Annotated in this window: 22 protein-coding genes; 9 read left to right on the forward strand and 13 right to left on the reverse strand. The window is 72.5% G+C overall.

Translation table 11 applies throughout. From position 1 onward, the window contains the following. Positions 1 to 142: 142 nt before the first annotated feature. From ACIA8R_RS19270 to ACIA8R_RS19315, 10 genes are read right to left on the reverse strand one after another with little or no spacing between them, the layout of a single operon-like run. A complete protein-coding gene (locus tag ACIA8R_RS19270; RefSeq protein WP_364087810.1) occupies positions 143 to 1,297 on the reverse strand; it encodes an aminotransferase class I/II-fold pyridoxal phosphate-dependent enzyme in 1,155 nt (384 codons plus the stop codon). Further along, positions 1,284 to 2,036 carry a class I SAM-dependent methyltransferase gene (locus ACIA8R_RS19275; protein WP_397039524.1) on the reverse strand — a complete coding sequence of 251 codons (753 nt, stop codon included), beginning with the start codon at positions 2,034 to 2,036 and terminating at the stop codon, positions 1,284 to 1,286. The genes ACIA8R_RS19270 and ACIA8R_RS19275 overlap by 14 nt, the downstream gene beginning before the upstream one ends. A gap of 11 nt (positions 2,037 to 2,047) precedes the next feature. Further along, positions 2,048 to 3,319: a class I SAM-dependent methyltransferase gene (locus ACIA8R_RS19280; RefSeq protein ID WP_364087814.1), complete on the reverse strand. Its 1,272-nt coding sequence runs from the start codon at positions 3,317 to 3,319 to the stop codon at positions 2,048 to 2,050. Positions 3,320 to 3,337: 18 nt separating this feature from the next. Beyond that, positions 3,338 to 4,321 carry a dTDP-glucose 4,6-dehydratase gene (gene rfbB / locus ACIA8R_RS19285; protein WP_357696880.1) on the reverse strand — a complete coding sequence of 328 codons (984 nt, stop codon included), beginning with the start codon at positions 4,319 to 4,321 and terminating at the stop codon, positions 3,338 to 3,340. A gap of 30 nt (positions 4,322 to 4,351) precedes the next feature. After that, positions 4,352 to 5,704, reverse strand: a complete 1,353-nt coding sequence (locus ACIA8R_RS19290; protein ID WP_357696878.1) for a nucleotide disphospho-sugar-binding domain-containing protein — start codon at positions 5,702 to 5,704, stop codon at positions 4,352 to 4,354. 5 nt (positions 5,705 to 5,709) lie between these two features. Next, positions 5,710 to 7,062, reverse strand: a complete 1,353-nt coding sequence (locus ACIA8R_RS19295) for a condensation domain-containing protein (RefSeq protein ID WP_397039526.1) — start codon at positions 7,060 to 7,062, stop codon at positions 5,710 to 5,712. Beyond that, on the reverse strand, positions 7,059 to 8,171 hold the full coding sequence (gene hppD / locus ACIA8R_RS19300; RefSeq protein WP_397039528.1) for a 4-hydroxyphenylpyruvate dioxygenase: 1,113 nt from the start codon (positions 8,169 to 8,171) through the stop codon (positions 7,059 to 7,061). Before hppD ends, ACIA8R_RS19295 begins: the two co-directional genes overlap by 4 nt. 3 nt (positions 8,172 to 8,174) lie before the next feature. Beyond that, positions 8,175 to 8,387 (reverse strand): MbtH family protein, encoded by a 213-nt coding sequence (locus ACIA8R_RS19305; RefSeq protein ID WP_364087823.1) that lies wholly within the window; start codon positions 8,385 to 8,387, stop codon positions 8,175 to 8,177. Between the two features lie 10 nt (positions 8,388 to 8,397). Beyond that, positions 8,398 to 10,152: an amino acid adenylation domain-containing protein gene (locus tag ACIA8R_RS19310; protein ID WP_397039530.1), complete on the reverse strand. Its 1,755-nt coding sequence runs from the start codon at positions 10,150 to 10,152 to the stop codon at positions 8,398 to 8,400. An 11-nt stretch (positions 10,153 to 10,163) separates the two neighbouring features. Beyond that, positions 10,164 to 11,381, reverse strand: coding sequence for an NAD(P)/FAD-dependent oxidoreductase (locus ACIA8R_RS19315; protein WP_364087827.1), 1,218 nt, complete (start codon positions 11,379 to 11,381; stop codon positions 10,164 to 10,166). Positions 11,382 to 11,529: 148 nt separating this feature from the next. Here ACIA8R_RS19315 and ACIA8R_RS19320 point away from each other — a divergent pair, with 148 nt between their 5' ends. The 4 genes from ACIA8R_RS19320 (at position 11,530) to ACIA8R_RS19335 (ending at position 15,391) form a co-directional block, all read left to right on the forward strand. After that, positions 11,530 to 12,843, forward strand: coding sequence for an extracellular solute-binding protein (locus ACIA8R_RS19320; RefSeq protein WP_364087831.1), 1,314 nt, complete (start codon positions 11,530 to 11,532; stop codon positions 12,841 to 12,843). A gap of 141 nt (positions 12,844 to 12,984) precedes the next feature. Continuing rightward, positions 12,985 to 14,451, forward strand: a complete 1,467-nt coding sequence (locus tag ACIA8R_RS19325; protein WP_364087834.1) for a multicopper oxidase domain-containing protein — start codon at positions 12,985 to 12,987, stop codon at positions 14,449 to 14,451. An 18-nt stretch (positions 14,452 to 14,469) separates the two neighbouring features. Further along, the gene (locus tag ACIA8R_RS19330; protein ID WP_357696862.1) at positions 14,470 to 14,877 is read left to right on the forward strand and encodes a DoxX family protein; all 408 of its coding nucleotides are present in this window, start codon (positions 14,470 to 14,472) and stop codon (positions 14,875 to 14,877) included. 61 nt (positions 14,878 to 14,938) lie between these two features. Beyond that, positions 14,939 to 15,391 carry a DUF1579 family protein gene (locus ACIA8R_RS19335; RefSeq protein WP_357696860.1) on the forward strand — a complete coding sequence of 151 codons (453 nt, stop codon included), beginning with the start codon at positions 14,939 to 14,941 and terminating at the stop codon, positions 15,389 to 15,391. A gap of 38 nt (positions 15,392 to 15,429) precedes the next feature. Here ACIA8R_RS19335 and ACIA8R_RS19340 read toward each other — a convergent pair whose 3' ends face one another. Next, positions 15,430 to 16,413 (reverse strand): GlxA family transcriptional regulator, encoded by a 984-nt coding sequence (locus ACIA8R_RS19340; protein ID WP_397039532.1) that lies wholly within the window; start codon positions 16,411 to 16,413, stop codon positions 15,430 to 15,432. A 104-nt stretch (positions 16,414 to 16,517) separates the two neighbouring features. On the opposite strand from ACIA8R_RS19340, the gene ACIA8R_RS19345 reads away from it, so the two are divergent. Both ACIA8R_RS19345 and ACIA8R_RS19350 read left to right on the forward strand, forming a co-directional pair. Next, a complete protein-coding gene (locus ACIA8R_RS19345; RefSeq protein WP_397039534.1) occupies positions 16,518 to 17,684 on the forward strand; it encodes an MFS transporter in 1,167 nt (388 codons plus the stop codon). After that, positions 17,681 to 18,433 (forward strand): methyltransferase domain-containing protein, encoded by a 753-nt coding sequence (locus ACIA8R_RS19350; protein ID WP_364087840.1) that lies wholly within the window; start codon positions 17,681 to 17,683, stop codon positions 18,431 to 18,433. The genes ACIA8R_RS19345 and ACIA8R_RS19350 overlap by 4 nt, the downstream gene beginning before the upstream one ends. 10 nt (positions 18,434 to 18,443) lie before the next feature. On the opposite strand, the gene ACIA8R_RS19355 is transcribed toward ACIA8R_RS19350, so the two are convergent. Continuing rightward, positions 18,444 to 19,151, reverse strand: a complete 708-nt coding sequence (locus ACIA8R_RS19355) for a TetR/AcrR family transcriptional regulator (RefSeq protein ID WP_397039536.1) — start codon at positions 19,149 to 19,151, stop codon at positions 18,444 to 18,446. 99 nt (positions 19,152 to 19,250) lie between these two features. On the opposite strand from ACIA8R_RS19355, the gene ACIA8R_RS19360 reads away from it, so the two are divergent. After that, positions 19,251 to 20,189 (forward strand): NADP-dependent oxidoreductase, encoded by a 939-nt coding sequence (locus tag ACIA8R_RS19360; protein ID WP_397039538.1) that lies wholly within the window; start codon positions 19,251 to 19,253, stop codon positions 20,187 to 20,189. Between the two features lie 84 nt (positions 20,190 to 20,273). On the opposite strand, the gene ACIA8R_RS19365 is transcribed toward ACIA8R_RS19360, so the two are convergent. After that, complete coding sequence (locus ACIA8R_RS19365; protein ID WP_357696848.1) at positions 20,274 to 21,557, reverse strand: acyltransferase; 1,284 nt, start codon at positions 21,555 to 21,557, stop codon at positions 20,274 to 20,276. A 239-nt stretch (positions 21,558 to 21,796) separates the two neighbouring features. Between ACIA8R_RS19365 and ACIA8R_RS19370 the strand changes: the two genes are divergently transcribed. Then, complete coding sequence (locus ACIA8R_RS19370) at positions 21,797 to 22,582, forward strand: tryptophan 2,3-dioxygenase family protein (RefSeq protein WP_357696846.1); 786 nt, start codon at positions 21,797 to 21,799, stop codon at positions 22,580 to 22,582. Next, complete coding sequence (locus ACIA8R_RS19375) at positions 22,579 to 23,775, forward strand: kynureninase (RefSeq protein WP_397039541.1); 1,197 nt, start codon at positions 22,579 to 22,581, stop codon at positions 23,773 to 23,775. The genes ACIA8R_RS19370 and ACIA8R_RS19375 overlap by 4 nt, the downstream gene beginning before the upstream one ends.

Below are 23,775 nucleotides of genomic sequence, written 5' to 3' on the forward strand. Positions count from 1 at the left end.
ATTCCGGAGGTACGGCTCCGGCGCCATCGGCGCTGATCAAGGACGACGACCGGACGCCGTGTGATGCAGATCACTCTCCAGCGCGGTGCCGACACGGGACGGGGCGCCTCCGTACCCGGAGGCGCCCCGCTTCGTGGTGGGATCAGGCGACGAGACGGCGGTCGGCCGCGTGGACGGTTTCCCGGACGACGCGGCAGATGCCGGCGATGTGGTCCGCGTCCACCGTGGGCCCCGTCGGCAGGGACAGGACGCGGGCGGCCAGGCCCTCGGCGCGGGGCAGCGGCAGCGGGAAGTGCCGGGCCGGGTCCGACCGGTACGGTTCCACCTGGTGGCAGATGGGCGAGAAGTACCGGCGCGCGTGCACGTTCTCCACGAGCAGCGCCTCCAGCACCACGTCCCGGGAGACGCCGGCGACGGCCTCGTCCACCTCGATGACCAGGTACTGGAAGTTGGCCCGCTCGCCGGGCGCCTGGCCGCGCACCACGACGCCCGGCAGCCCGGCGAGCAGTTCCTCGTAGACCCGCTGGTTGCGCCGGTTGGCCTCGACGATGGTGTCGATGGCCTCCAGCGAGGTCAGCCCCATGGCCGCGTGGAACTCGCTCATCCGGGCCACCGTGCCGGCCCCGGAGATGTGCCCGGAGGCGTCGATGCCCTGGTTGCGCAGCTCCCTGACCCGCGCGGCCAGCTCGTCGTCGTCGGTGACGATCGCGCCGCCCTCGACGCTGTTGACGAACTTGGTGGCGTGGAAGCTGAAGATCTCCGCGTCCCCGGACGTGCCGATGGGTCTGCCCCGGTAGGTGCAGCCGAGCGCGTGCGCCGCGTCGAACATCAGGACGAGCCCGTGCTCGCGGGCCAGGCGGGTCAGCGCGTCGACGTCGCACGGGTAGCCGAAGACGTGCACGCCCAGGATGCCGCGGGTCCTCGGGCCGATCAGGCGTTCGACGTGGTCGGGGTCGGCGTTGCCGGTGATCTCGTCGGAGTCGCAGAAGACCGGGACGATGCCGATCCACTCCAGCGCGTGGGCGGTGGCCACCCACGTGAAGGACGGGACGATCACCTCGTCGCCCGGCCGCAGCCCGGCGGCCCTGGCCGCGATCTGGATGCCGGTGGTGGCGTTGCAGGTGGCCACGGCGTGCCGGGCGCCGGTCAGGTCGGCCAGTCGCGCCTCGAACTCGCGCACCAGCGGCCCGTTGTTGGTCAGCCAGAGCCGGTCGAGCACACCGCCGAGCCGTTCCAGCAGGCGCGCCCGCTCCCCCGCGTTCGGCCGGCCGACGACGAGCGGCTCACGAGAGGCCATCGCCAGCCTCCTCGCGCACGCCGACGAACAGCCCGGGGCTGTTGGGCCGGCCGTCGGCCAGCTTGAACGCGGGCCGGAACTCGGCCCGGCAGCCCGCCTTGGCGAACGCCTCCAGGTACTGGTCGCAGGTGAACAGGCTGGAGTAGAGGACCTCGGCGAACTCCTTGAACCCCGAGGCGTCGGCGACCCTGAACCGCACCTCCAGCCGGCTCTTGCCGCCCTCCCGGCGCGAGTGCGTCATGCGGGAGATGACGAGCCCCTCCTCCACCAGCGTGTGGCCGCCGACGTGCCCGTCGAGGAAGTTCTCCGGGAAGTACCAGGGCTCGACGACCAGGACGCCGCCGGGCGCCAGGTGGGCCGCCATGCGGCCGACGGCCTCCACCAGCTCCTCGAAGGAGCCCAGCTCGCCGACGGCGTTGCCCATGCAGGTGACGGCGTCGAAGGTGCGTCCGAGGTCGAAGTCGCGCATGTCGCCGGCGCGCAGCGGCACGCCGGGCAGCCGCCGGGCGGCCACCTCGCGCATGTCCGGCGACAGCTCGACGCCTTCGACGTGGTCGAAGATCTTGACGAACGTCTCCAGGTGGGCGCCGGTGCCGCAGGCCACGTCCAGCAGCGAGGACGCCTGCGGCGACCGGCTCTGGACGATGTCGGCCAGCTCCCGGGCCTCGCCCTCGAAGCTCTTGCCACGGCTGCGGAAGACGCGGTCGTAGTACTCGGCGTGGTCGGATCCGTATTCCATGCAGATCTCCTTCAGGCCACCGCCGGGACGGGCTCGGCCGTCACGACCCTCGGGTGGGGGATGGGGATGATGAACTTGCCGCCGCGGCTCAGGAAGTCCCGCTCCTTGCCGATGATCTCGTCGGCGTAGTTCCAGGCGAGCAGCAGGTAGTAGTCGGGCTGCTGGTCGCGGGCCTGCTCGGGCGAGCGGCACGGGATGCGGGTGCCGGGCAGCAGCCTGCCGTGCTTGAGGCTGGTGGTGTCGCTGCAGAAGCGCACCTCGGCGGGGCCGAGCCGGCAGAACTGCAGCAGGGTGGTGCCCTTGGACGGCGCGCCGTACCCGGCGACGGTCAGGCCGCGGCCGGCCAGGTCGCGCACGAGGTCGCCGATCTCCTGGATGACCTGGTGGGCGCGGGCGCCGAACTCCAGATAGGCGTCGTCGGTGTCGAGGCCGCTCTGCCGCTCCAGCGACAGCAGCCGGTTCACCGACGGCCGGGCGGGGTGGGCCGACTCCTCCCTGGCGGCGAAGACGACGATCGAGCCCCCGTGCACGGCCGCCCGCTCGACGTCCACGATGCGCAGGCCGTGCCGCCGGAACAGGTGGCCGAGCGTGGTGACCGAGTAGTACGACAGGTGCTCGTGGTAGATCGTGTCGAACTGGTTCTCCTCCAGCAGGTCCAGCAGGTACGGGACCTCGATCGCGACCAGCCCGTCGGGGGCCAGCACGGCGGTGGCGCCGTCCAGGACGTTGTGCACGTCGTCGATGTGGGCGAAGCACTGGCGGCCGAGCACCAACTTGGCCTCGCCCTGCTCGGCGTGGATGCGGCGGCCCTGGTCGGCGCCGAAGAACTCGGGCAGCGTGCGCACGCCGCGGGCGTTGGCGATCTCGGCCAGGTTCTCGGCCGGGTCGACGCCGACGACGCGCTGCCCCTGCTCCTGGAAGAGCGCGAGCTGCAGGCCGACGTTGCTGCCCAGCTCGACGACCAGCTCGCCCGGCGCGAGCCCGGCCCGGCGGGTGCACCAGCCGACGATGCGCCGCATGTGGCCGGTCATCTGGTCGGACTCGGAGGTGACGTAGACATAGTGGCGGAACAGCACGTCGGGCCGGATCACGTGCCGGATGGCCATCAGCCGGCAGTTGCGGCACACGATCACGTCCACGGGGTAGGCGGGCTCCTCGACCGGCAGGTCGGCGGGGTCGAGGAAGCCGTTGGCCAGGGGCACCGACCCGAAGGAGGTGACCTCCAGCCAGTCGTCGCGCCCGCAGACCCGGCACGTGTCAAGACGTCGGACAATGTCCTGCATGGCTTCTCCTCATGATCTTCAGTGGGCGGCCACGGCGAGCTCGCGGTGCTTGAGCGGTTCCCACCAGGACCGGTTGTCCCGGTACCACGCGACGGTCGCGGCCAGCCCGGTCTCGAAGTCGACCGACGGCGCGTAGCCCAGCTCCCGCTCGATCTTGGTGATGTCGAGGGAGTAACGCAGGTCGTGCCCCGGCCGGTCGGGGACGTGCTCGACCAGGTCCCAGCCCGCCCCGCACGCCTCCAGCAGGCGGGCGGTCAGCTCCAGGTTGCTCAGCTCGCTGCCGCCGCCGATGTGGTAGACCTCGCCGGCCCGGCCGCGGTCGAGGACCATGCGGATGGCCCGGCAGTGGTCGGAGACGTGCAGCCAGTCGCGCCGGTTGCCGCCGTCGCCGTACAGGGGGACCCGGCGGCCTTCGAGCAGGTTGGTGACGAACAGCGGGATGACCTTCTCGGGGAACTGGTAGTGGCCGTAGTTGTTGGTGCAGCGGGTGATCACGACGTCCAGGCCGAGCGTGCGGTGGAAGGCCAGCGCGAGCAGGTCCGAGCCGGCCTTGGACGCCGCGTACGGCACGTTCGGCGCGAGCGGCGTGTCCTCGGTCCACGAGCCCTCGGCGATGGAGCCGTACACCTCGTCGGTGGAGACGTGCACGAAGCGGCCGACGCCGTGCCGCAGGGCCGCCTCCAGCAGGGTCTGGGTGCCCAGCACGTTGGAGCGCACGAAGCCGGTGGCGCTGACGATCGAACGGTCGACGTGCGTCTCGGCGGCGAAGTGCACGATCGCGTCCTGCCCGGCCACCACCTCGTCGGCCACGAGCGGGTCGGCGGTGTCGCCCTGCACGAAGCGCAGCCCCGGGTGGCCGGCCACCGGGTCGAGGTTCTCCAGGTTGCCGGAGTAGGTGAGCTTGTCCAGGACGGTGACCCGCGTGCCCGGCGAGTCGCGCAACGTGGCTCTGACGAACTCCGAGCCGATGAAACCGGCGCCGCCGGTGACCAGGATCCGCAACTGTCCGCCTCCTGTCTGAGGGGTCGACGGCTACCGGGCGGCGGCGGTCAGCCGCTCCAGCTCCGCGACGATGTCGGTCGGGCTCGGCGTGGCCAGCCACTCCTCGTGAATGGAGGCCGCGCCCTTGGTGAACGAGGGGTCCTTCAGCACGCGCAGCAGCTCGTCGCGGATGTCGGCCGCGGACTGCGTCTGGTGGTTGATCCGCACGCCGGCGCCGCGCGTGGTGACGTACCGGGAGGTGCGGGTCGAGGTGAGCTGCTTCTGGCACTGGAGCCGCCAGTCGATGCCGTCCTCGACGGGGGTGCCGACGAGGCGGTTGTGCTCGTCGGTGTCGCAGACGATCTGCGGGACGTTCATGGCCGAGGCGGCCGCGAACGTGCCGATCGAGCCGTGGTGGATGATCGCCGAGCAGGTCGGCAGGAGCTGGTCGAGCGGCACGTAGTCGAACACGCGCACGTTGGGCGGGAGGGGGCGGTCCAGGTCGAGGAGCTGGTTGGCGTCCAGGGTGGCGACGACCTCGGCGTCCAGGCCGTCCACGGCCTCCATCAGCTTGGCGGTGCGGCCCCAGTCGCCCTTGAAGAACGTGCGCATCGACACGCCCAGCGAGATCGCCACCCGCGGCCGCTCCGGCGGTCGCCGCAGCCACTCGGGCACGACGCTCGCCCCGGTGTAGGGGACGTACCGGACGGGCAGGCGGCGCACGCCGGTGGGCAGGCTCATCCCGGCCGGGAACGGGTCCACCGTCCAGTCGCCGAGCAGCAGGTTGTCGTCGACCGTGACGCAGTACCGGTCGGCCAGCGGGCCGATCACCCCGGTCATGGGGTTCTCCTCGCCGCTGCCGGCGAACTTCTCCACGGCCCAGGCGGTGTAGTCGGGGGCCAGCAGCGTACGGGCGTGGGCCGCGCCGCAGGCACGGGCCGCCACCGCGCCGCACGGGAACCACGGGTCCCACAGGACGAGGTCGGGCTGCCACTGCCGGGCGAACTCCACGACGGCCTGGACGTCCTGGCGGGGCGCCGGCGGATGGTAGTTGCGCATGGTGAGCAGCGCGAAGTGGTAGAAGACATCCCAGGGCGGACGTTCGGCCTCGGTGATGCCGAGCGCGGCGACCAGGCGCTCCGACTCCTCGATCGTGGGGATCAGCTCGGCGAACCCGGGGTAGCCGCGGTCGTGCACGGACAGCGGCTCGGGCGCGCCGCAGGAGACCGCGGTCAGCCCGGCCGCGTTCACCGACCGGTGGAAGTCGGGCACCGAGACCCCGGTGTCGACGCCCGGCGGGGCCGCCACCACCACCTGGTGCCCGGCCGCCTGCAACGCCCAGGCGTAGGGCACGATCGGCAGGAAGTGCGCCGTCGCGGGGAAGACGGTGAACATCACGCGCATGGCGGTCACTCCAGGGGGGAGTCGGGGGCGGCCAGGCCGGCGCGCAGGATCTCGCCGAAGTCGGCCACCATCGTCGCGATCGTGCTCTCCAGGAACAGGTTGCTGTTGTAGGCGAAGTTGCCGAAGATCTCGCCGGAAGGGGCGATGTCGAAGGTGAGCAGCGCGCCGTCGGGGATGTCGGTGCCGTTGGGCTGGTCCAGCAGACGCTCGCGCACCTCGGCGATCTCCAGGTCGCCGATGCGCTCGCCGTCCATGCCGGTGGCGAACTGCCAGACCTGCAGGGCGCACAGCGCCTTGCTCTCCAGCGCGGCGTCGGCCATCAGCTCCGGCGCCTCGGCGACGATCTGCAGGAACGGGATCTCGTTGGCGTAGGAGTCCATGCAGGTCCTGCGGGAGCGCTCGACGACCTGCCGGAAGGTGGTGCAGCCGTCGAGGCCGGTGCGCAGCGGCAGGAAGTTGAAGAACGGCCCGACGGTCTCCTGGAACTCCGGCTGCCCGCGTCCGGAGCTGATCACCGGGACGACCAGGTCGGTGGCCCCGGTGATCCGGCTGAGCAGCACGTTGTACGCGGCCAGCAGCACCATGAACGGCGAGCTGCGCATCGTCCTGGCGTAGCCGATCACCCGCGTGGAGACGTCCTTGGGCAGGGAGAAGCGGTGGACCGGGCAGACCTTGGCCAGCCCGGCCGACCGGGCGTGGTCGGTGGGGACGGCCAGCATGCGCGCGCCGCGCAGCCGCTCGCCCCAGAAGTCGCGGGCGGCCTGGGTCTCGGCGCTGCCGGCCTGCTCCTGCTGCCGTCCGGCGTACTCGTGGTACGGCCGGGGCTCCGGCAGCGGCGGCACGGTGTGGCCGCGGCGCTCGGCGTAGCGGGTGACGAGGTCGCGGATGAGGAGCTGCATCGACCAGCCGTCGCCCGCGGTGTGGTGCACGATCAGCGCGAGCACCGCGTCCTCGTCGTCGAAGCGGCCGAGGATGGCGCGCAGGTGCGGCAGCTCCTGGAGGCTGTAGGAGCCGGCCTCGACCTCGGTCAGCAGCTCCTCGGCCCGCAGCGCGCGCTCCTCGGGGCCGGCGGCCGGCAGGTCGACCACGAGCAGCCGGGCGGGCGCGGACGGCTGCCGCACCTGGTACGCCTCCCCCTCCCCCCGGGTGATCGTCATGTTCAGGGCGTCGTGCCGGTCGGCCACGTCCTCCATGGCGAGCCGGAGGGTGTCGAGGTCGATGCGGCCGCGCACGCGCCAGCCGACGACGATGTTGTAGCGGGCGCTGAAGGGCCCCTGGGCGTCGCCCTGGTCGAACAGGCGAAGGAAGTGCTGGGTGTAGGACAGGGGGTACCGGATCGCCGGCGGGGAAATGGTCATGCTGCCGCCTCCGTGCGGGCATCGCGTTGGCCGCTGCGCTGGAGCTCCACGGCCCGGTAGAGGGCGCTGATGTTGCCGCTGCCGAAGGAGCGGGCGCCCAGTCGTTCGATGAGTTCGAAGAAGAAGGTGTCGCGGGGGTGGGTCGAGCGGGCGAAGATCTGGTAGAGCTGCCCGTCGTGGTCCTCGTCGACGAGGATGTCGAGCCGGGCCAGGTCCTCCAGCCGGTACTTCACCGGCCGGACCCGTTCGGCGAGCAGGGTGTAGTAGGCGTCGGGGGCGGTCAGGAACTCCACCCCGCGATCCGCGGTGGCCTGCACGGCGGCCACGATGTCGTCGGCGGCCAGTGCCAGGTGCTGCACGCCCGCGCCGCCGTGGTCGCGCAGGAACTCGTCGATGTGGCCGGGCGTCCTGGTCACGTCCGGCTCGATCAGCGTGAACGTCACCTCGCCGCCGTGGCTGCGGACGACCTTGGTGGTCATGGCCTGCGAGCCGACGGCGATGCGCTCGGCGAAGGTGAACTCGAAGCCGAGCACCCGCCGGTACCACTCGACGGTCGCGTCGAGCTCCCCGGCCGGGACGCACACGGCCAGGTGGTCCACCGCCAGCAGCCCGAGGCCGGCGCCGGACGTGCGCGGCGCGGTGCTCCGGAGGCCCGGCAGAACACGTTCGCCGGCCCCGGCCGGCAGAGCATGTTCGCCGGCCCCGGCCGGCCGTTGCACGAACGTGTGCACCACGTCGCCGAAGCCGTGAATGGCGGCCGTGACCAGGCCGTCGCGCCCGGCGGGGGCCGAGACGGGACGGGCGCCGCGCCGCACCGCCTCGTGGTAGGCGGCCGCGGCGTCGGGCACGCCCAGCGCGACGTCGCACACGCCGTCGCCGTGCCGGTCGAGGTATCCGGCGCCGGGATGGTCGGCGGTGAGCGGCTGGGTGAGCACGAAGCTGATCCGGTTCGCGCCCACTGCGGCCGAGCGGGCCCGGCCGTCCTCGGCCGCGGCGTACGCCGTCAGGCCCAGGGTGTCGCTGAGCCGGGCGGTCTCGGCCTCCAGGTCGCCGACGTAGAAGCCGATGTGGTCCAGGCGCAGGTCGTCGAAGATCGTCGTGTCGGTCATGGGCTATCCGGCGTCCGTCCGGACGGCGAGGCCGCGCGGGCGCAGGTCCGTCCAATGGGTGGTGACGTACTCGGTGCAGGCGTCGCGGACGGCGGGGCCGAAGGCGACCTCCCAGCCCGCGGGCACGTCGGCGAAGGCGGGCCACAGGCTGTGCCGGCCCTCCTGGTTCACCAGCACGCGGAAGGCCGCGTCCCGGTCGTCGAATGGGTTGCTCATCTCGTCCCTCTCACTGGGTGCGCGCGCCGGCCTCTAGCCATTCGTCCAGGCCGGCCACGGTCGCCGCGTCGAACAGGTCGCCGATGGACAGGTTCACGCCCAGCGCCGCGCGGATGCGGCTGACCAGCCGCATGGCCAGCAGCGACTGGACGTCCAGGTCGAAGATGCTGTCGTCCACGCCGACCCGCTCGACGCCGAACACCTCGGCGAACACCGTGCAGAGAATCTCCTGGCGGGGGTTCTGCGGCGCGCGGTAGGCCGAGCCGGGCTCGGTGTCGGGGTCGGGCAGGGCGGCGCGGTCCACCTTGCCGTTGGCGGTCAGGGGCAGCGCGTCCAGCACGACGAACGCCGTGGGCACCATGTAGTCCGGCAGCGACGTCTTGACGTGGGCGCGCAGCGCGGCCGGGTCGGGGGCGTCGGCGGCGGGCACGACGTAGGCGACCAGGCGCTTGTCGCCCTGCCGCGACTGCCCGGCCACGACGGCGACGTGCGCCAGCCCCGGATAGGCGGCCAGTACGGCCTCCACCTCGGCCAGTTCCACCCGGAAGCCCAGGATCTTGACCTGGTCGCCGGCCCGCCCGATGAACTCGATCTGGCCGTCGTCGTTGCGCCGGACCAGGTCGCCGGTGCGGTACATGTGCTCGCCGGGCCCGCCGAACGGGTCGGCGACGAACCGCTCGGCGGTCAGGTCGGGACGCCCGAAGTAGCCCCGCGCCACTCCCCTGCCCGCGATGTACAGCTCGCCCTCCAGGTCGCCGGGGACCGGGCTGAGGCGGTCGTCGAGCACGTAGAGCCGCACGTCCCGCATCGGGCCGCCGACCGGCACGCTGGTGCCCAGCTCGGTCCCGGCGGTCAGGGGCGCGTGGGTGGAGAACAGGGTCACCTCGGTGGCGCCGTACATGGCCCGCACGGTCGTGCCGGGGCAGGCGGCCAGCACCTGGCGGACGGCGGCGGGGACGATCACGTCGCCGCCGGTGAGCACCTCGCGGACCCCGGCGAGGGCGTCGGCCCCCTCCTCGGCCACGACCCGGAACAGCCCGGCGGTCAGGTGCAGGCCGGTGATCTCCTCCTCGCGGATCAGCCGGCGCAGGGTGTCGAGGTCCGGCTCGCCGGGCGGCGCCACCACGATCGTGCCGCCGTGCAGCAGCGGCACCCACAGCTCGTACGTCGAGACGTTGAACGCGTACGGCGCGACCATCAGGACGCGTTCGTGGGCGCCGGTGTCCCAGCAGGGGTCGAGGGCCAGGCCGAGCACGTCCCAGTGGGTGACCGCCACGCCCTTGGGGTGGCCGGTCGAGCCCGAGGTGTAGATGACGTAGGCCAGGTCGTCCGGGCCGGTGGCGGCCTCGGGCTCTGTGGCCGGCTCTGCGGAGGTGGCGGGGTCGTCGTCGGCGATCAGGACCGCCGGGGCCGTCGGCAGGCCCTCGGCGGCCTTGGCCCGGTCGGCGACCAGGACGGGCGTCCCGGAGGAGTCGACGATCCACTGCCGGCGGTCGGCCGGGTAGGCGCTGTGGACGGGCAGGTAGCAGCCGCCCGTCTTGAGGATCGCGAGGAGCGTGACGACCAGCCCGGCCGAGCGCTCCATCAGCACCGCGACCGGCGTCTCGGGGCCGGCGCCGAGCCCGCGCAGGCGGTGGGCGAGGCGGTTGGCCCGCTCGTCGAGCTCCCGGTAGGTCAGCCGCACCGGGCCCGCCGACACCGCGACCGCGTCGGGCGTCCGCCTGGCCTGCTCGGCGACGTGTCCGTGCACAGTTGTAGGCGACATCAGCGAAGTCCTCAGTCGTCGTGGAAGATGGCGTGGATGCCGGAGACGCCCGAGAGCATCGTGGCGAAGTCGATCTTGCGGGGGCGGAGCTTGCTGGGGTCGAGGGTCTTCTGCGCCCTGTCCCAGTACTCCTCCTTGTGCTTGGTGCGGTCGTAGAAGAAGCGCACGAAGTCCAGCAGGGAGTCCAGGAACTCGCGGTAGTCCTTCTCGTAGCGCGCCAGGACGGCCTCCTCCGAGGCCGGGTCGTCGAGGATCTCGTCCACCGCGCCGGCCAGCCCGTGGGCGCCGCGCAGCGCCAGGCCGACGCCCGTGGACAGCAGCGGGTCGATGAAGGCCGCCGCGTCGCCGACCAGGGCCCAGCCGGGGCCGTGGAAGCTGGTGCAGGTGTAGGACCAGTCGCGGATGCTGCGGAAGCCGCTGACCCGGGTGGCGCCCTCGGTCAGGGCCCTGACCTCCTCGGCGGCGGCCAGCTCGGAGGCGTACAGGTCCTCCAGGCTCTTGCCGGACTTCTTGTACTCCTCGATGGGGGTGACGTAGCCGACGCTCACCGTGCCGTCGTGCAGGGGGATGAACCAGAACCAGCCCGCGGGGCGGTTCTCGGTGACGGTGTCGCCGAAGCGCGTGCCGCCGTAACGCTTGCAGCCCTGCCAGTACGACCAGACCGCGATGTTGCGCAGGTCGTCGTGGTACTCGATGAGGTCGAAGCGGCGGGCCAGCAGGTGCTGCTGCCCGGTGGCGTCGATCAGCAGGCGGCAGCGGGCGGTGCGCTGCTCGGCGTCGCCCTTCACCGTGTACGTCACGCCGGTGACGCGCTCGCCCTCGAACACCAGGTCCTTGACCGTGGCCTCCTCGAACACCGTCGCGCCCAGCTCCCTGGCCCTGGCCAGCAGGAGGGAGTCGAAGTCGGCCCGGCGCACCTGGTAGGCGTGCTCGTAGTTGGACGCCTCGGCGAAGCGGAAGTCCCAGGTGCCCTGGTTCTTGCCCCACAGCAGGGTGCCGCCGTACTTCTTGACGAACCCCATCTGGTCGAGCCTGTCCTTCAGTCCCAGCTCCTCCAGCGTGGGCATGGATCCCGTGATCAGCGACTCACCGATGTGGTAGCGCGGGAACTTCTCGCGCTCCAGCACCAGAACCCGGTGCCCGCGCTGGGCCAGCAGTCCCGCCGTACCCGAGCCGCCAGGGCCTCCGCCGATCACGACAACGTCGAACTCGTCATGAGTGTTGATCACCGTGCTCCTCCGTTTCGCCGCACTGCGACTCGCAGTCAGGGTCACATTCACGTCGAGGGGCCCACATCCTTTGAATTGCTGTCTGAGCTGACGAAACACCGCATTTAGCAAGATGTGTGGCGGGGTGGCCGCGTTCATCATGAGGCGAATGAGAACGGTCATCAGCGTCTGGATCGCCGAGCATCCCCTGCCGGACTACCTGGGCCCGATCAGGAGGATGGCCGCCGACTTCGAGGCCGCGCACCCGGACCTCCGGATCGAGATCACCGGGCACGGCTTCCGCGAGCTGCCCGCCGAGGTGGCCGCCGCGGCCGGCCGCGGCGAGCCGCCGGACCTGGCGGAGTACTACGCCACGGCCACCCGGCTGGCGCTCGACACCCGGTCGCGCACCGGCGCGCCGCTGTTCACGCCGATCGAGCGCGCCGTCGCCGGCCGCGCGGAGATCCTCGGCGAGCCGGTCGTGCTCGCCGACCTCGAACCGGCCGTACGCGGCCACTACACCTACCGCGGCGAGCTCGTCGCCGCGCCCGCGACGGCGACCACGGCGGTGCTGCTCACCAACGCCACCCTGCTCCGCGCGGCCGGGATCGACGCGCCCCCGCGCACCTGGGAGGAGCTGGAGCGCGCCTGCGCCGCGGTGCGGGCGCTGCCCGGCGGCCCGCCGCACGGCGTCTCCTGGGCCAACCACGGCTGGCTGTTCCAGCAGGCCGTCGCCGGGCAGGGCGGCCTGCTGGCCGACCGGGACAACGGCCGCTCCGGCCGGGCCGGACGGGTGGACCTCGCCTCCAAGGAACTGCTGGCCTACGCCACCTGGTGGCGGCGCCTGCACGAGGAGGGCCACTACCTGCGCGCGGGCGAGCCCGGTGACTGGGGTCCGGCGCTGGGGGCGTTCCTGGAGGGGCGGGTGGCGTTCACGATCGCGTCCTCCGTGGTGGCCGGCATGATCGCCGAGCGGGGGCGGGAGGCCGGGTTCGAGGTGACGGCGAGCCCGCTGCCGCACAACGAGAGCCTGCCGCGCGCCGGGCACCTGGTCTCCGGCCAGGCGCTCTGGCTGACCGACGGGCTGCCGCCGGAGCGGCGGGACGGCGCGCTGGCGTTCGTCCAGCACCTGCTGAGCGCGGGCAACGCGGCGCAGTGGCATCGGGCGGCCGGCTTCCTGCCGGTCACCCGGGCCGCCGCCGGCCTGCTGGAGGAGGAGGGCTGGTTCGACCGGCACCCGGTGCACCGGGCCGCGACCGCCCAGCTCCGCGCGGCCGACGGCTCCCCCGCGGCGCTCGGCGCGGTGCTCGGGGACTTCGCCGGGATCCAGGACCTGATGACCGGGGCCATGGCCCGCGTGCTGGACGGCGCGGATCCCGACGACTGCTTCGGCGAGGCGTCGGAGCGGGCCCAGGCCCTGCTCGACGCCCACAACGCCGACTGCCTGGACGGGCGCACCCCGCGGCGCCTGTCCGTGGGCTGAACCACCGCCGCCCTCCGGGCGGTGGCACCGCTCCCACGGCATCCGCCCGTGAAGTGAGCACTTCAGAAGAAGACCGTGCCGGCGGGCGATGCCACGCTCGGACATGGCGATGGGAGTTCCCGTATGTTAAGCCGACGGCGCTTGATCGTTCTCGGTGGCCTGGCAGGAGGCGCCGCGCTGACCCCGGTGGCCCGCGGGCTGCTCGGCGAGCCGGAGCAGCAGGCGCGGCAACAGCAGATGATGAAGATGCACGACCACGGGGGCCGGGTCCCCGCGGTCCGCACCGGCGCCACCGCGCCGCCCTTCAGCGTCGCCATGCCGGTGCCCCCGGTGCTGGCCCCCGTGGCCACCCTGCCGGGCATCGACTTCTACCGGCTGTCGATCCAGCAGGCGACCACCGAGATCCTGCCCGGCGTCAGCACGCCCGTGATGACGTACGGCGGCCAGTTCACCGCCCCCACCATCCGCGTCCGGCAGGGCCGCCGGGCGCTGGTCACCTTCGACAACAAGCTCGGCCACGAGGCGAACGTGCACCTGCACGGCGGCCGCGTGCCGGCCGCCAGCGACGGCTACCCGATGGACCTGATCGCCGACGGCAAGTCGAAGACCTACGACTACCCGAACGCCCAGGCCGGCGCCACGCTGTGGTACCACGACCACACCCACCACATGGAGGCCGAGCACGTCTACCGCGGCATGCACGGCTTCTACCTGGTCGAGGGCGCCGACGAGCAGCAGCTCGGCCTGCCGTCCGGGGCCTACGACGTGCCCATCCTGCTGCGCGACGCGCTCTTCGACGACCAGGGCGGGCTCGTCTTCGACCCGGCCGACCCCTACAACCGGCCGACGCTGATCGCCAACGGCAAGGCCCAGCCGTACTTCAAGGTCGCGGCCCGCAAGTACCGGCTGCGGCTGCTCAACGGCTCCACGCACCGGATCTTCGAGCTGTCCCTGAGCAACGGCGCCCAGATGACGCAGATCGCCACGGACTGCGGGCTGCTGCCGGCGCCGGTGCCGACGTCCAAGCTGGTGCTCTCCTCGGGCGAGCGGGCCGAGGTCGTGATCGACTTCGGCGCGTTCCCGCTGGGCACGCAGGTGACGCTGGAGGACGTGAGCGGGTCCGTGCTCCGCTTCGACGTCGTACGGCGGGCCGTCGACCGCAGCCGCGTGCCCAGCCAGTTGCGCGCGATGGTCCCGCTGGCCGCGGCCACGCAGACCCGGCAGCTCACCCTCAGCCTGGACCCGGTCAACATCCAGGCCCTGATCAACAATCAGGCGTTCGACGCCAATCGGGTGGACATGCAGGTCAGGCGGGGATCCAGCGAGATCTGGGAGGTCACCAACTCCGACACCAACGTCGGCGGGTCGGGCTTCGGCGTCCCGCACAACTTCCACACCCACCTCGCCCAGTTCCGGATCCTGGACCGCGACGGCACGCCGCCGCAACCGGGCGAGGCGGGCTGGAAGGACACGGTGCTCATCCAGCCGGGCGAGACCGTGCGCTTCCAGGCCAGCTTCGCCGACTACCTGGGGCGATACGTCTACCACTGTCACATGTTGGAGCATTCGGCCATCGGGATGATGGGCCAGATGGAGATCGTCAACTAGTTCCTCAAGGAGGACTGCATGAGCACCACGAACAGCACGACCGCCGTCGGCCGGTCCACCGGTCGCGGCGTCAACATCGCCCTCTGGGTCGCCCAGGTCCTTCTGGCGTTCCAGGTCGGCCTGGGCGGCGTGCTCAAGCTCGCCGGCGACCCGACCATGGTCACCATGTTCGAGGACATCGGCGCCGGCCAGTGGTTCCGCTACGTGGTCGGCGTGCTGGAGATCGCCGGCGCGATCGGGCTGCTGATCCCGCGGCTGACCGGCGTGGCCGCGCTCGCGCTGATCGGCCTGATCGTCGGCGCGGCCGGCACCAACCTGATCGTCCTGGGCGGCGTCCCCGTGATCGAGGGTGTCCTGCTGGTCGTCCTGGCCCTGGTGGTCTGGGGCCGCTGGTCCCGGGTCAAGGCGTTCTTCGGCGCCAAGTGAGCTCACCCCCGCCCGGTACGCGATCGGCGTACCGGGCGTCGACCTGTCCCGTGGAGGGAACATGACAGAGACAGCGAACCCGCAGAACCAGCTCCCCACCCCCGACGCCTCGCTCCAGACCCTGCAACCGCTGGTCGGGACGTGGGAGATGACGGGCAAGGACTTCGGCACCGGCGAGGCGACCGGCGGCCGGCTCGTCTTCGAGTGGATGGACGGCGGCTTCTTCCTGATCCAGCGCGTCGAGATGAGCCACGGCGGCGGCACGATGACCGGCGTGGAGTACATCGGCCACGACCCCGAGAGCGGCGCGCTGCGGTCGCACTACTTCGACAGCACCGGCAACAACTTCGTCTACGTGTGGAAGCTGGACGGGCGCGAGCTCAACATCTGGTTCGGCGCGGAGGGCTCGCCGGCCGGGTTCAGCGGCGCGTTCAGCGAGGACGGCCGGACCATCAGCGGCCGCTGGGAGTGGCCGGGCGGCGGCTACGAGGCCACCATGACCCGGGCGGGGTAGCGCGGCATCCCGAGGTCGTGGCGTCCTGGCCGGCCCGGCTACCTCGCCGCGCTGTCGCGTTCCGCCTCGGGTCGCCTGCCGAAGGCCAGGCGGTAGTCGCGCGGCGGCAGGCCGACGTGGCGGGTGAAGTGGTGGCGCAGGGTCAGCGGAGTGCTGAAACCGCAGCGGTGAGCGATGGCGGCGATGGGCAGCTCGCTGACCTCCAGCAGGTGCTGGGCGGCCAGGACGCGCTGGGTCAGCAGCCATTGCAGGGGCGTGTCGCCGGTGGACTGGACGAACCGGCGGGCGAAGCTGCGCTCGGACATGCGGGCCAGGTTCGCCAGCTCCGGGACGGTCCACGGGTGGGCCAGGTCGTCGAGCATGCGTTCGCGCAGGCCGGTCAGGCTGTCGGACGGCCCACCCCCGGCGGGGACGGGGCGGGTGATGAACTGCGCCTGGCCGCCTGACCGGAACGGCGCGGTGACCATGGTGCGGGCGATCTCGGCCGCGGCGGCGGCGCCGTGGTCGCGGCGGACCAGGTGCAGGCACAGGTCGATGCCCGCGGCCACGCCCGCCGAGGTCCACACGGTGCCGTCCCCGACGAACAGCACGCCGGGGTCGACGCTCACCTCGGGGTGGCGCTGCGCGAGCTGCTCGGCGTCGAGCCAGTGGGCGGTGGCCCTGCGGCCGTCCAGCAGGCCCGCGGCGGCCAGCACGAACGCCCCCGAGCACAGGGACGCGACGGTCGCGCCACGGTCGTGCGCGGCGCGGAGCGCGGTGACCACGTCCGGGTGGACGGGCCCGGCCAGGTTCTGGACGCCGGGCACGATGACCAGGTCGCACTCGTCCAGGCCGTCCAGGCCGTGGTCGGGAACGCAGGTCACGCCCGTGCTCATGGTCAGCGCGTGACCGCGCGGCCCGCACGTGCGCAGGTCGAACGCCGGGACGCCGCGATCGGTCCGGTCGAGGCCCCAGACCTCGGTGGCCACGGCGTAGTCGAAGACCCGGACGTGCTCGGTCACCACGATCCCCACACAGCGCATGGCGGAAATCTATCCCACGTTTGCGTTTCTGCCACTCACGGATCGACCGGCTCGGCCGCCAGGCTCGGAGGCGATCGTCCCGATGAGTCGAGGAGCGCATTGCCATGCCGCTGGCCCTCTTGGCCTTGGCCGTCACAGGTTTCGCCGTCGGAACCTCCGAGTTCGCCATCATGGGCCTGCTGCCGCAGGTCGCCACGGGGGTCGGGGTGTCGATCCCGGCCGCCGGCGTGCTGATCAGCGGGTACGCCGTAGGCGTGATCGTGGGAGCGCCGCTGCTGACCGCGGTCTCGGCACGCCTGTTGCGCCGCACGACGCTGCTGATCGTCGCGGCGCTGCTGACGGCGGGCAGCGTCCTGTCGGCGGTCGCGTCCGGCTACGGCCTGCTGATGGCGGCCAGGGTGGTCGCGGGCATCCCGCAGGGCGCGCTGTTCGGGGTCGGGTCGGTGGTGGCGGCCGAGCTCGTCCCGCCGGAACGCCGCGGATGGGCGATGTCGATCATGTTCGGCGGATTCACCCTGGCGAACGTGGCCGGGGTACCACTGGTGACCTGGCTGGGGCAGGCCGCCGGCTGGCGGGCCACGTTCTGGGCGATCGCCGCGCTCGGCGTGTTGTCCCTCGCGGGCATCGCGGCGCTGGTGCCGGGCCGGCTGCGTCCCGGGGGCGAGGCCGGGCTGCGCTCGGAGTTGTCGACCCTGCGCCGGCCGCAGGTCTGGCTCGCGATGGCGGTGACGACGGCCGGTTTCGGCGGCGTCTTCGCCTCCTTCACCTACGTCGCCCCGATGATGACCCAGGTCGCGGGTTTCAGCGGCGGCAGCATGACGGCGTTGCTGGTCGTCTTCGGCCTGGGCATGGCCGCGGGCAACCTGCTGTCGGGCCCCTTCGCCGGACGCCGGCTCATGCCCAGCCTGTACGTGTTCCTCGCCGGGCTCACCGTCGTGCTGGGCCTGTTCCTGGTGACCGCGCACAGCAGGATCCTCGCCGCCTGCACCCTGTTCCTGCTGGGCCTGTTCGGCTTCGCGACCGTCCCCGCCCTGCAGATGCGCATCCTGGACAAGGCCACCGGCGCCCCCACCCTCGCCTCCGCGCTGAACCTGTCGGCGTTCAACGTGGCCAACGCGCTCGGCGCGTTCCTCGGCGGACTGGTGATCAGCGCCGGGTTCGGCTACACCAGCCCCAACGCCGTCGGCGCCGTGCTGGCCGCCGCCGGGCTCGCCCTCGCGCTCTGTTCGGGAGCGATCGACGCACGCGCCGAGGAGGCGGTCGGCCGATGACTCCCGACGTCGAGCGCTACACGCCCGGTCATGACTCCTTCGCCGTCGACTTCATGGCCGCCAGGCGCGCCGCGACGCACGCGGACTTCTTCCTGCCGCATCTCGCGCCGGGAACGTCGCTGCTGGACCTGGGGTGCGGGCCCGGCACCATCACCAACGACCTCGCCGCCGCCGTCGCACCGGGCCACGTGCTGGGCCTCGACCAGCAGGCGGCCCAGTTCACGGGCGCGCGTGCGTCGGCCCGGCGACGGGGCCTGACGAACGTCCGCTTCCAGGAGGGGTCCTGCTACGACATCCCGCTGGCGGACCGCTCGGTGGACCGCGTCTTCTCGCACGCCCTGATGGAACACCTGGCCCATCCTGCGCGCGCGCTGGCGGAGATCCGCCGGGTCCTGCGGCCCGGCGGCACGGTCGGTCTGTGCAGCCCCGACTGGGGCGGCTTCCTGCTCAGCCCTCCCCTGGACGACGCCGTCGCCGCCTACATCAACCTGCAGCGGGCCAACGGCGGCGACCCGCACGTCGGCCGCAAACTCGGCCCGTACCTGCGCGAGGCGGGATTCACCGACGTCTGGCTGGACGTGCACCACGAGCGCCACGCCGACCCGTCCCGCATCGCCGGCTACCTCGCGCGCCAGCTCGACCTGGCGGAGCAGCCCGCCCACGCCGACCGGCTGCGCGCGTGGGCCGCCGACCCGGGCGCGATGTTCGCCCAGGCATGGGTCAGCGCCACCGCCACCCGCCCGAACTGACCCCGGGCGCTCACTCCAGGTCGCCGTCCGGGCCGGGGGCGGGGCGGGTGAGGCGGACCATGGCCCGGTACAGGGCGGTGGGCGCGGGGGCCGGCTCCAGCGGCGGCAGGTCGGTGCCGGGCGTGGCGTAGGCGCGCAACATCTGCCCGACGAGACGGCGCCAGGTGTCCGGAGCCGCGTCCCCGGTGGCGGCGATGACACCGGCGTTGGCCATCAGCAGGATGACCATGTCCCGGTCGCTGAAGTCCGCACGCAGCCGGCCGGTGGCCTTGGCGCGCTCGATGAGGTCGAGGAAGCCGTGATAGGCCGCGGCCCGGCGCTTCTCCAGCGCCTTGGCGGCGGGGAAGGTCATGGCCAGCACCTCGGCGAAGCCGCGGTCGGCGGCCTGCATGGCGCACACGGCCTCGACGTAGCCCACGAAGCCGTGCCAGGCGTCGGGGTCGGCCAGCGCCTCGGCGACGGCGGCGGCGTAGGCGTCCATGCGGTCGGCGAAGACGGCGTTGAGCAGTTCTTCGCGGGTGGCGAAGCGGCGCGACAAGGTGGCCTTGCCGACGCCGGCGGCGCGGGCGATGCAGGCCATGGAGACGCCGAGGCCGTGGCTGGCGAACAGGCCGCGGGCGGCGGCCAGGATGCGTTCGCGGTTGCGTTCGGCGTCGGCGCGCAGGCCCGGTCCGGGCTGCTCGCCTGAAGGGTCGGTGGCGTCGGCGGGAAGGTCCATGCCGCCCATCCTACCCAAGTGGAACGACCTACCCACTTTTGTTGCTACGCTGGCCGGAAGAAACGGGTAGCCCGTTCCACTTATTGAGAGGTGCCGCTCATGCGTGCCGTCATGCTGAACTCCGTCCCCGCCACCCCGGCCCTGGCCGACCTGCCCGTCCCGCGGCCCGAGGCCGGCGAGGTGCTGGTGAAGGTGGCCGCCTCCTCGGTCAACGGCTTCGACCTGGCGGTCGCCGCCGGCTACTTGCAGCAGATGATGGACCACCGCTTCCCGCTGGTGGTGGGCAAGGACTTCGCCGGCACCGTGGAGGCGCTCGGCGAAGGCGTCGAAGGCTTCATCGTCGGGCAGCCGGTCTTCGGCGTGGTGATGAAGCCGTTCCTGGGCCCCGGCTCGATGGCCGAGTACGTGACCGTGTCCGCCGGTTACGGCATCGCCCCCCTGCCCGAGGGGCTGAGCCTGGCGGAGGCGGGCGCGCTGGGCCTGGCCGGCACCGCGGCGGTCGACAGCCTCGACGCCGTGGCCCCGGCCGAGGGCGAGACCGTGCTGGTCTCCGGCGCCACCGGCGGCGTGGGCGCGCTGGCCGTGCAGCTGGCCGCCGCGCGCGGCGTCCGGGTGATCGCCACCGCCCGTCCCGGCGTCGAGGCCGACTTCGTCACCGGCCTCACCGGCGCCAAGGTCGAGCTCGTCGACCACGGCGGCGACGTGCCCGCCCAGGTCCGCGCGCTCGCCCCGGCGGGCGTGGACGCCGTGCTGCACCTGGCGGGCGACGGCGCCGAGCTGGCGGGGCTGCTGCGCACGGGCGGCCGGCTCGCCTCCACCCTCGGCCTGACCCAGGACGCCGTCCAGGGCGCCGGGGTGACCGTGCACACCGTCATGGCCGACCCGAACCCGCGCACCCTGACCGAGCTGGCGGCCCGGGCCGCGGCCGGTGCGCTGCGCGTCCCGGTCACCGCCACCTACCCGCTGGAGCGGGCCCCCGAGGCGTTCGCCGCGTTCGGCGCGGGAACGCTGGGCAAGATCGCCGTCGCCTGCTCCTGACCCGGCGGGGCGTCCCGGTCGCCGAGGCCGTCCGGCTCCGGATGCGATCCGGCACGGGATCCGGCACGGGATCCGGCACGGCTCTCAGACCGGGACCTTCGGGCTCTCGGCGGCCTGGCTCGGCTCGGCCTGGGCGCGCCGGGCCACCAGGCGCTCGCGCAGCCGCATCGCGGGCAGTTCCACCAGGTAGTAGCTGACCGTCGCGACGGCCACCGTGCCGACGAGCACGACCGCCAGCAGTTCCCAGAAGCCGGACTTGCCCATCACCATCGGCATCGGCACCGGCGGCGCGCCGAAGACGCTGCCGTTCTGGAGCCAGAGGTACTGCAGGATGAAGTGCCACAGGTAGACGCCGTAGGAGATGCGGCCGAAGAAGCGCATCGGGCGGTTGGTGAGCACGGCGTCGATGACCTTCGAGTGCACGCCGGGCACCACCACCGGGGCGATGACCAGCAGCGCGAAGATCAGGAACAGCACCATCTCGGCCATCGCCTCGGGAACCGTGGCGTAGTCGGCCATGCCGGGCTTGCCGAACGGCCGGATGCAGTTGATCACGTAGACGACGGCCGCGCCCAGCCAGAACAGCAGCGGCCGGCGGGCCACCAGGCGGTAGAAGGCGGGCGTGGTGCCCTTGGCCTCCGCGTACGCCGACAGGATGGCCAGGCCCATGCCGATGGCCAGGAAGCCGGTGAAGCCGATCACCCAGAAGTACTCGTACGGGAAGGGGCCCATCGACTCCAGGTGCGTGTACGCGGTCCAGGCCAGGCCGACGAGCACGAAGACGCCCAGCGGGACCAGCAGGCGGCGGGCCTTGGCGCCGGGGTCGGTCGCCTTCCTGGCGTACCGGTCGAAGATCCAGGCCAGGATCGGCAGCGCCAGGTAGAAGGTGACCTCGGCGGGCACGGTCCAGGTGGGCTCCAGCCCGGCGTAGCCCGCCTCGGGGCCCGTCACGTAGTAGTGCATGAGCAGCAGGGGGCTGAGCACGTACCAGAGGCCGTCCACGCTCTTGAGGTTGAGCAGCAGCAGCGCCGCCACGGCCACCAGCCAGTACGCGGGCAGGATCCGCAGCATGCGCTTGATCAGGTAGCTCTTGATCTCCGGGCGCGGCGTGCCGAGGATCGTCGCCCTGGCGAACGGCCGGTACAGCAGCAGGCCGGACATCACGAAGAAGGGCGGCAGCAGCACGTTGAGACCCTGGATCAGCACGGGCCAGATGCCGACGGACGGTTTGTCGTAGAAGCCGATGACGCCGGCGGCGAAGGCGACGTGCACGACGATCACGCCCAGTGCCAGATATCCGCGCAGCCCGTCGAGCCGAGGGGCCCGTTTGCCGGGCCCGCCCCTCTTGATGATCTCCGGTGAGGTCATGGCATGTTCCTCGCAGTTCGCTCGCTGATGGGGCTCGGCGCCCCCTCGGCGCCATCGTCACGCGAGGTCGCGGGCGGCCGCATCTCGTGTCGTGCTGAATTCGCGCGTGCCCCCGGACGGCCTTTTCCACATCTTCCGGAATGCGTTTCCGGTGAATTGCAGGAAGCGGTCCCGGCGGGGCAGGTAGCTGCCCGGGAATCACCTGGTCCCCTTTCCCGCGGGCGCCCATCGTTGAGGCCATGAGAGAAGACACAGTCCTGACGTACTCGTCCTACCTGGCGCTGGAGGAGATCCTCACGGCGCAGCGGCCGGTTTCCGAGAGCCACGACGAGACCCTGTTCATCATCGTCCACCAGGTGTACGAGCTGTGGTTCAAACAATTGCTGCACGAATTCGCCGAGCTGCAGCTCGAACTCGCCGGCGGATTCACCGCGCACGCCATGCGGACTTTGCACCGGTCGTTGAAGCTGATGAGACTAGCGGTGTCCCAGATGGACGTCATGGAGACGATGACGCCGTTCCAGTTCGCCGCCTTCCGCGGCAAGCTGGGCACCAGCAGCGGCTTCCAGTCGGCGCAGTTCCGCGAGATCGAGGCGGTGCTGGGCCGGCGCGACGAGCGCATGCTGCTCGGCCAGGCCGAGGGCACCCCGGCCCGCGCCCGCATCGAGGACGCGATGGGCAGGCCCACGCTGTACGACTCGCTGCTCACCTACCTGTACCTGCGCGGCTACGAGGTGCCGCAGGACCGGCTGCACCGTGACGTGCGGCTGCCGCTGGAGCCGTCGGAGCCGGTGCAGGACCTGCTGCTGCGGGTCTACCGGGACGACACCGGCGCGGCCCAGCTCTGCGAGCGGCTGGTGGACCTGGACGAATGCCTCCAGGAGTGGCGGTACCGGCACCTGAAGATGGTCGAGCGCACCATCGGCGCCCGTCCGGGCACCGGCGGCTCCAGCGGCGGCGCGTACCTGCGCGCGTCCCTGACGCCGGCGTTCCCCGACCTGTGGGCGGTCAGGAGCCGGGCATGAACGACATCTCCGGGCGACTGGCGCCGCACTACTCGGCCTTCCGGGCGCCGGACCGGCTGCTGCTCACCGGCCACTCCCACCAGGCGTGGCCGGACGTGGCCCTGGCCGGGCAGATCGAGGCGTTCGACGACGCCGCCAGGGACGTGGACGACAAATGGGCCGCCGCCTTCAAGAAGGCCGACCGGGTCAGGGAGGGCTTCCGCCTCTTCCTCGGCGACCCGTACGCCGAGCTGGCCCTCGGGTCCAGCACGCACGAGCTGGTGCTGCGCTTCCTGTCGGCCCTGGACCTGCGTCGCCGGCCCCGGCTGGTCACCTCCGGCGGTGAGTTCCACACGCTGCGGCGGCAACTCGCCCGGCTGGGCGAGGAGGGGGTGGAGGTGGTCGTCGTCCCGCCGGAGCCGGCGGGCACGCTGGCCGCGCGGCTGGCGGAGGCGGCCGACGACCGCACGGCCGCGGTCCTGGTCTCGGCGGTGCTGTTCGAGACGTCCAGGATCGTGCCGGGGCTGGACGGGCTCGCCGCCGCCTGCCGCGGCCTGGGCTGTGAGCTGCTGGTGGACGCCTACCACGCGCTGGGCGTGGTGCCGTTCTCGACCGCGGGGCTCGACCCGGCCTGGGTGGTGGCGGGCGGGTACAAGTACCTCCAGCTCGGCGAGGGCAACTGCGTGCTGCGGCTGCCGGGGCACGCCGACCTGCTGCGGCCGGTGGTGACGGGCTGGTACTCCGAGTTCGCCGAGCTGGCGGAGGACCCGCGGGCGGGCGGGCGGGTCGGCTACCCGACGGGGGCGGCCCGGTTCGCCGGGGCGACCTACGACCCGGTGAGCCACTACCGGGCGGCCCGGGTGTTCGACTTCTTCGCCGGGCAGGGGCTGACGCCGGAGGTGCTGCGGGCGGTGTCGCTGCGGCAGCGCGGGCTGCTGGCGGCGCGTTTCGACGAGCTCGGCGCGCCCGCGCGGGTGATCAGCCGGGACGTGGACGCCGCTCCGGAGGAGTTCGGCGGGTTCCTGGCGCTGCGCTCGCCGTACGCGGGGCGGCTGCGGGCGGGGCTGGCGGCCCGGGGGGTGCAGGCCGACAGCCGGGGCGAGTACCTGCGGCTGGGGCCGGCGCCGTACCTGTCGGACGCGCAGCTCCACGCGGCCATGGACGGCCTCGCCGCCGAGGTCCGCACCCTGACCGGGGCGCGGCGGGCGGCGTGA

This window comes from Nonomuraea sp. NPDC051191, assembly GCF_044455665.1.
In the GTDB taxonomy this organism is placed as follows: Bacteria; Actinomycetota; Actinomycetes; order Streptosporangiales; family Streptosporangiaceae; genus Nonomuraea.

What these genes read in the sequence shown, in the direction of transcription:
- ACIA8R_RS19270 (WP_364087810.1), bottom strand. Translation starts at nt 1,297, where the DNA reads ATGGCCTCTCGTGAGCCGCTCGTCGTCGGCCGGCCGAACGCGGGGGAG.
- ACIA8R_RS19275 (WP_397039524.1), bottom strand. Translation starts at nt 2,036, where the DNA reads ATGGAATACGGATCCGACCACGCCGAGTACTACGACCGCGTCTTCCGC.
- ACIA8R_RS19280 (WP_364087814.1), bottom strand. Translation starts at nt 3,319, where the DNA reads ATGCAGGACATTGTCCGACGTCTTGACACGTGCCGGGTCTGCGGGCGC.
- ACIA8R_RS19290 (WP_357696878.1), bottom strand. Translation starts at nt 5,704, where the DNA reads ATGCGCGTGATGTTCACCGTCTTCCCCGCGACGGCGCACTTCCTGCCG.
- ACIA8R_RS19295 (WP_397039526.1), bottom strand. Translation starts at nt 7,062, where the DNA reads ATGACCATTTCCCCGCCGGCGATCCGGTACCCCCTGTCCTACACCCAG.
- hppD (WP_397039528.1), bottom strand. Translation starts at nt 8,171, where the DNA reads ATGACCGACACGACGATCTTCGACGACCTGCGCCTGGACCACATCGGC.
- ACIA8R_RS19305 (WP_364087823.1), bottom strand. Translation starts at nt 8,387, where the DNA reads ATGAGCAACCCATTCGACGACCGGGACGCGGCCTTCCGCGTGCTGGTG.
- ACIA8R_RS19310 (WP_397039530.1), bottom strand. Translation starts at nt 10,152, where the DNA reads ATGTCGCCTACAACTGTGCACGGACACGTCGCCGAGCAGGCCAGGCGG.
- ACIA8R_RS19320 (WP_364087831.1), top strand. Translation starts at nt 11,530, where the DNA reads ATGAGAACGGTCATCAGCGTCTGGATCGCCGAGCATCCCCTGCCGGAC.
- ACIA8R_RS19330 (WP_357696862.1), top strand. Translation starts at nt 14,470, where the DNA reads ATGAGCACCACGAACAGCACGACCGCCGTCGGCCGGTCCACCGGTCGC.
- ACIA8R_RS19335 (WP_357696860.1), top strand. Translation starts at nt 14,939, where the DNA reads ATGACAGAGACAGCGAACCCGCAGAACCAGCTCCCCACCCCCGACGCC.
- ACIA8R_RS19340 (WP_397039532.1), bottom strand. Translation starts at nt 16,413, where the DNA reads ATGCGCTGTGTGGGGATCGTGGTGACCGAGCACGTCCGGGTCTTCGAC.
- ACIA8R_RS19345 (WP_397039534.1), top strand. Translation starts at nt 16,518, where the DNA reads ATGCCGCTGGCCCTCTTGGCCTTGGCCGTCACAGGTTTCGCCGTCGGA.
- ACIA8R_RS19350 (WP_364087840.1), top strand. Translation starts at nt 17,681, where the DNA reads ATGACTCCCGACGTCGAGCGCTACACGCCCGGTCATGACTCCTTCGCC.
- ACIA8R_RS19355 (WP_397039536.1), bottom strand. Translation starts at nt 19,151, where the DNA reads ATGGACCTTCCCGCCGACGCCACCGACCCTTCAGGCGAGCAGCCCGGA.
- ACIA8R_RS19360 (WP_397039538.1), top strand. Translation starts at nt 19,251, where the DNA reads ATGCGTGCCGTCATGCTGAACTCCGTCCCCGCCACCCCGGCCCTGGCC.
- ACIA8R_RS19365 (WP_357696848.1), bottom strand. Translation starts at nt 21,557, where the DNA reads ATGACCTCACCGGAGATCATCAAGAGGGGCGGGCCCGGCAAACGGGCC.
- ACIA8R_RS19370 (WP_357696846.1), top strand. Translation starts at nt 21,797, where the DNA reads ATGAGAGAAGACACAGTCCTGACGTACTCGTCCTACCTGGCGCTGGAG.
- ACIA8R_RS19375 (WP_397039541.1), top strand. Translation starts at nt 22,579, where the DNA reads ATGAACGACATCTCCGGGCGACTGGCGCCGCACTACTCGGCCTTCCGG.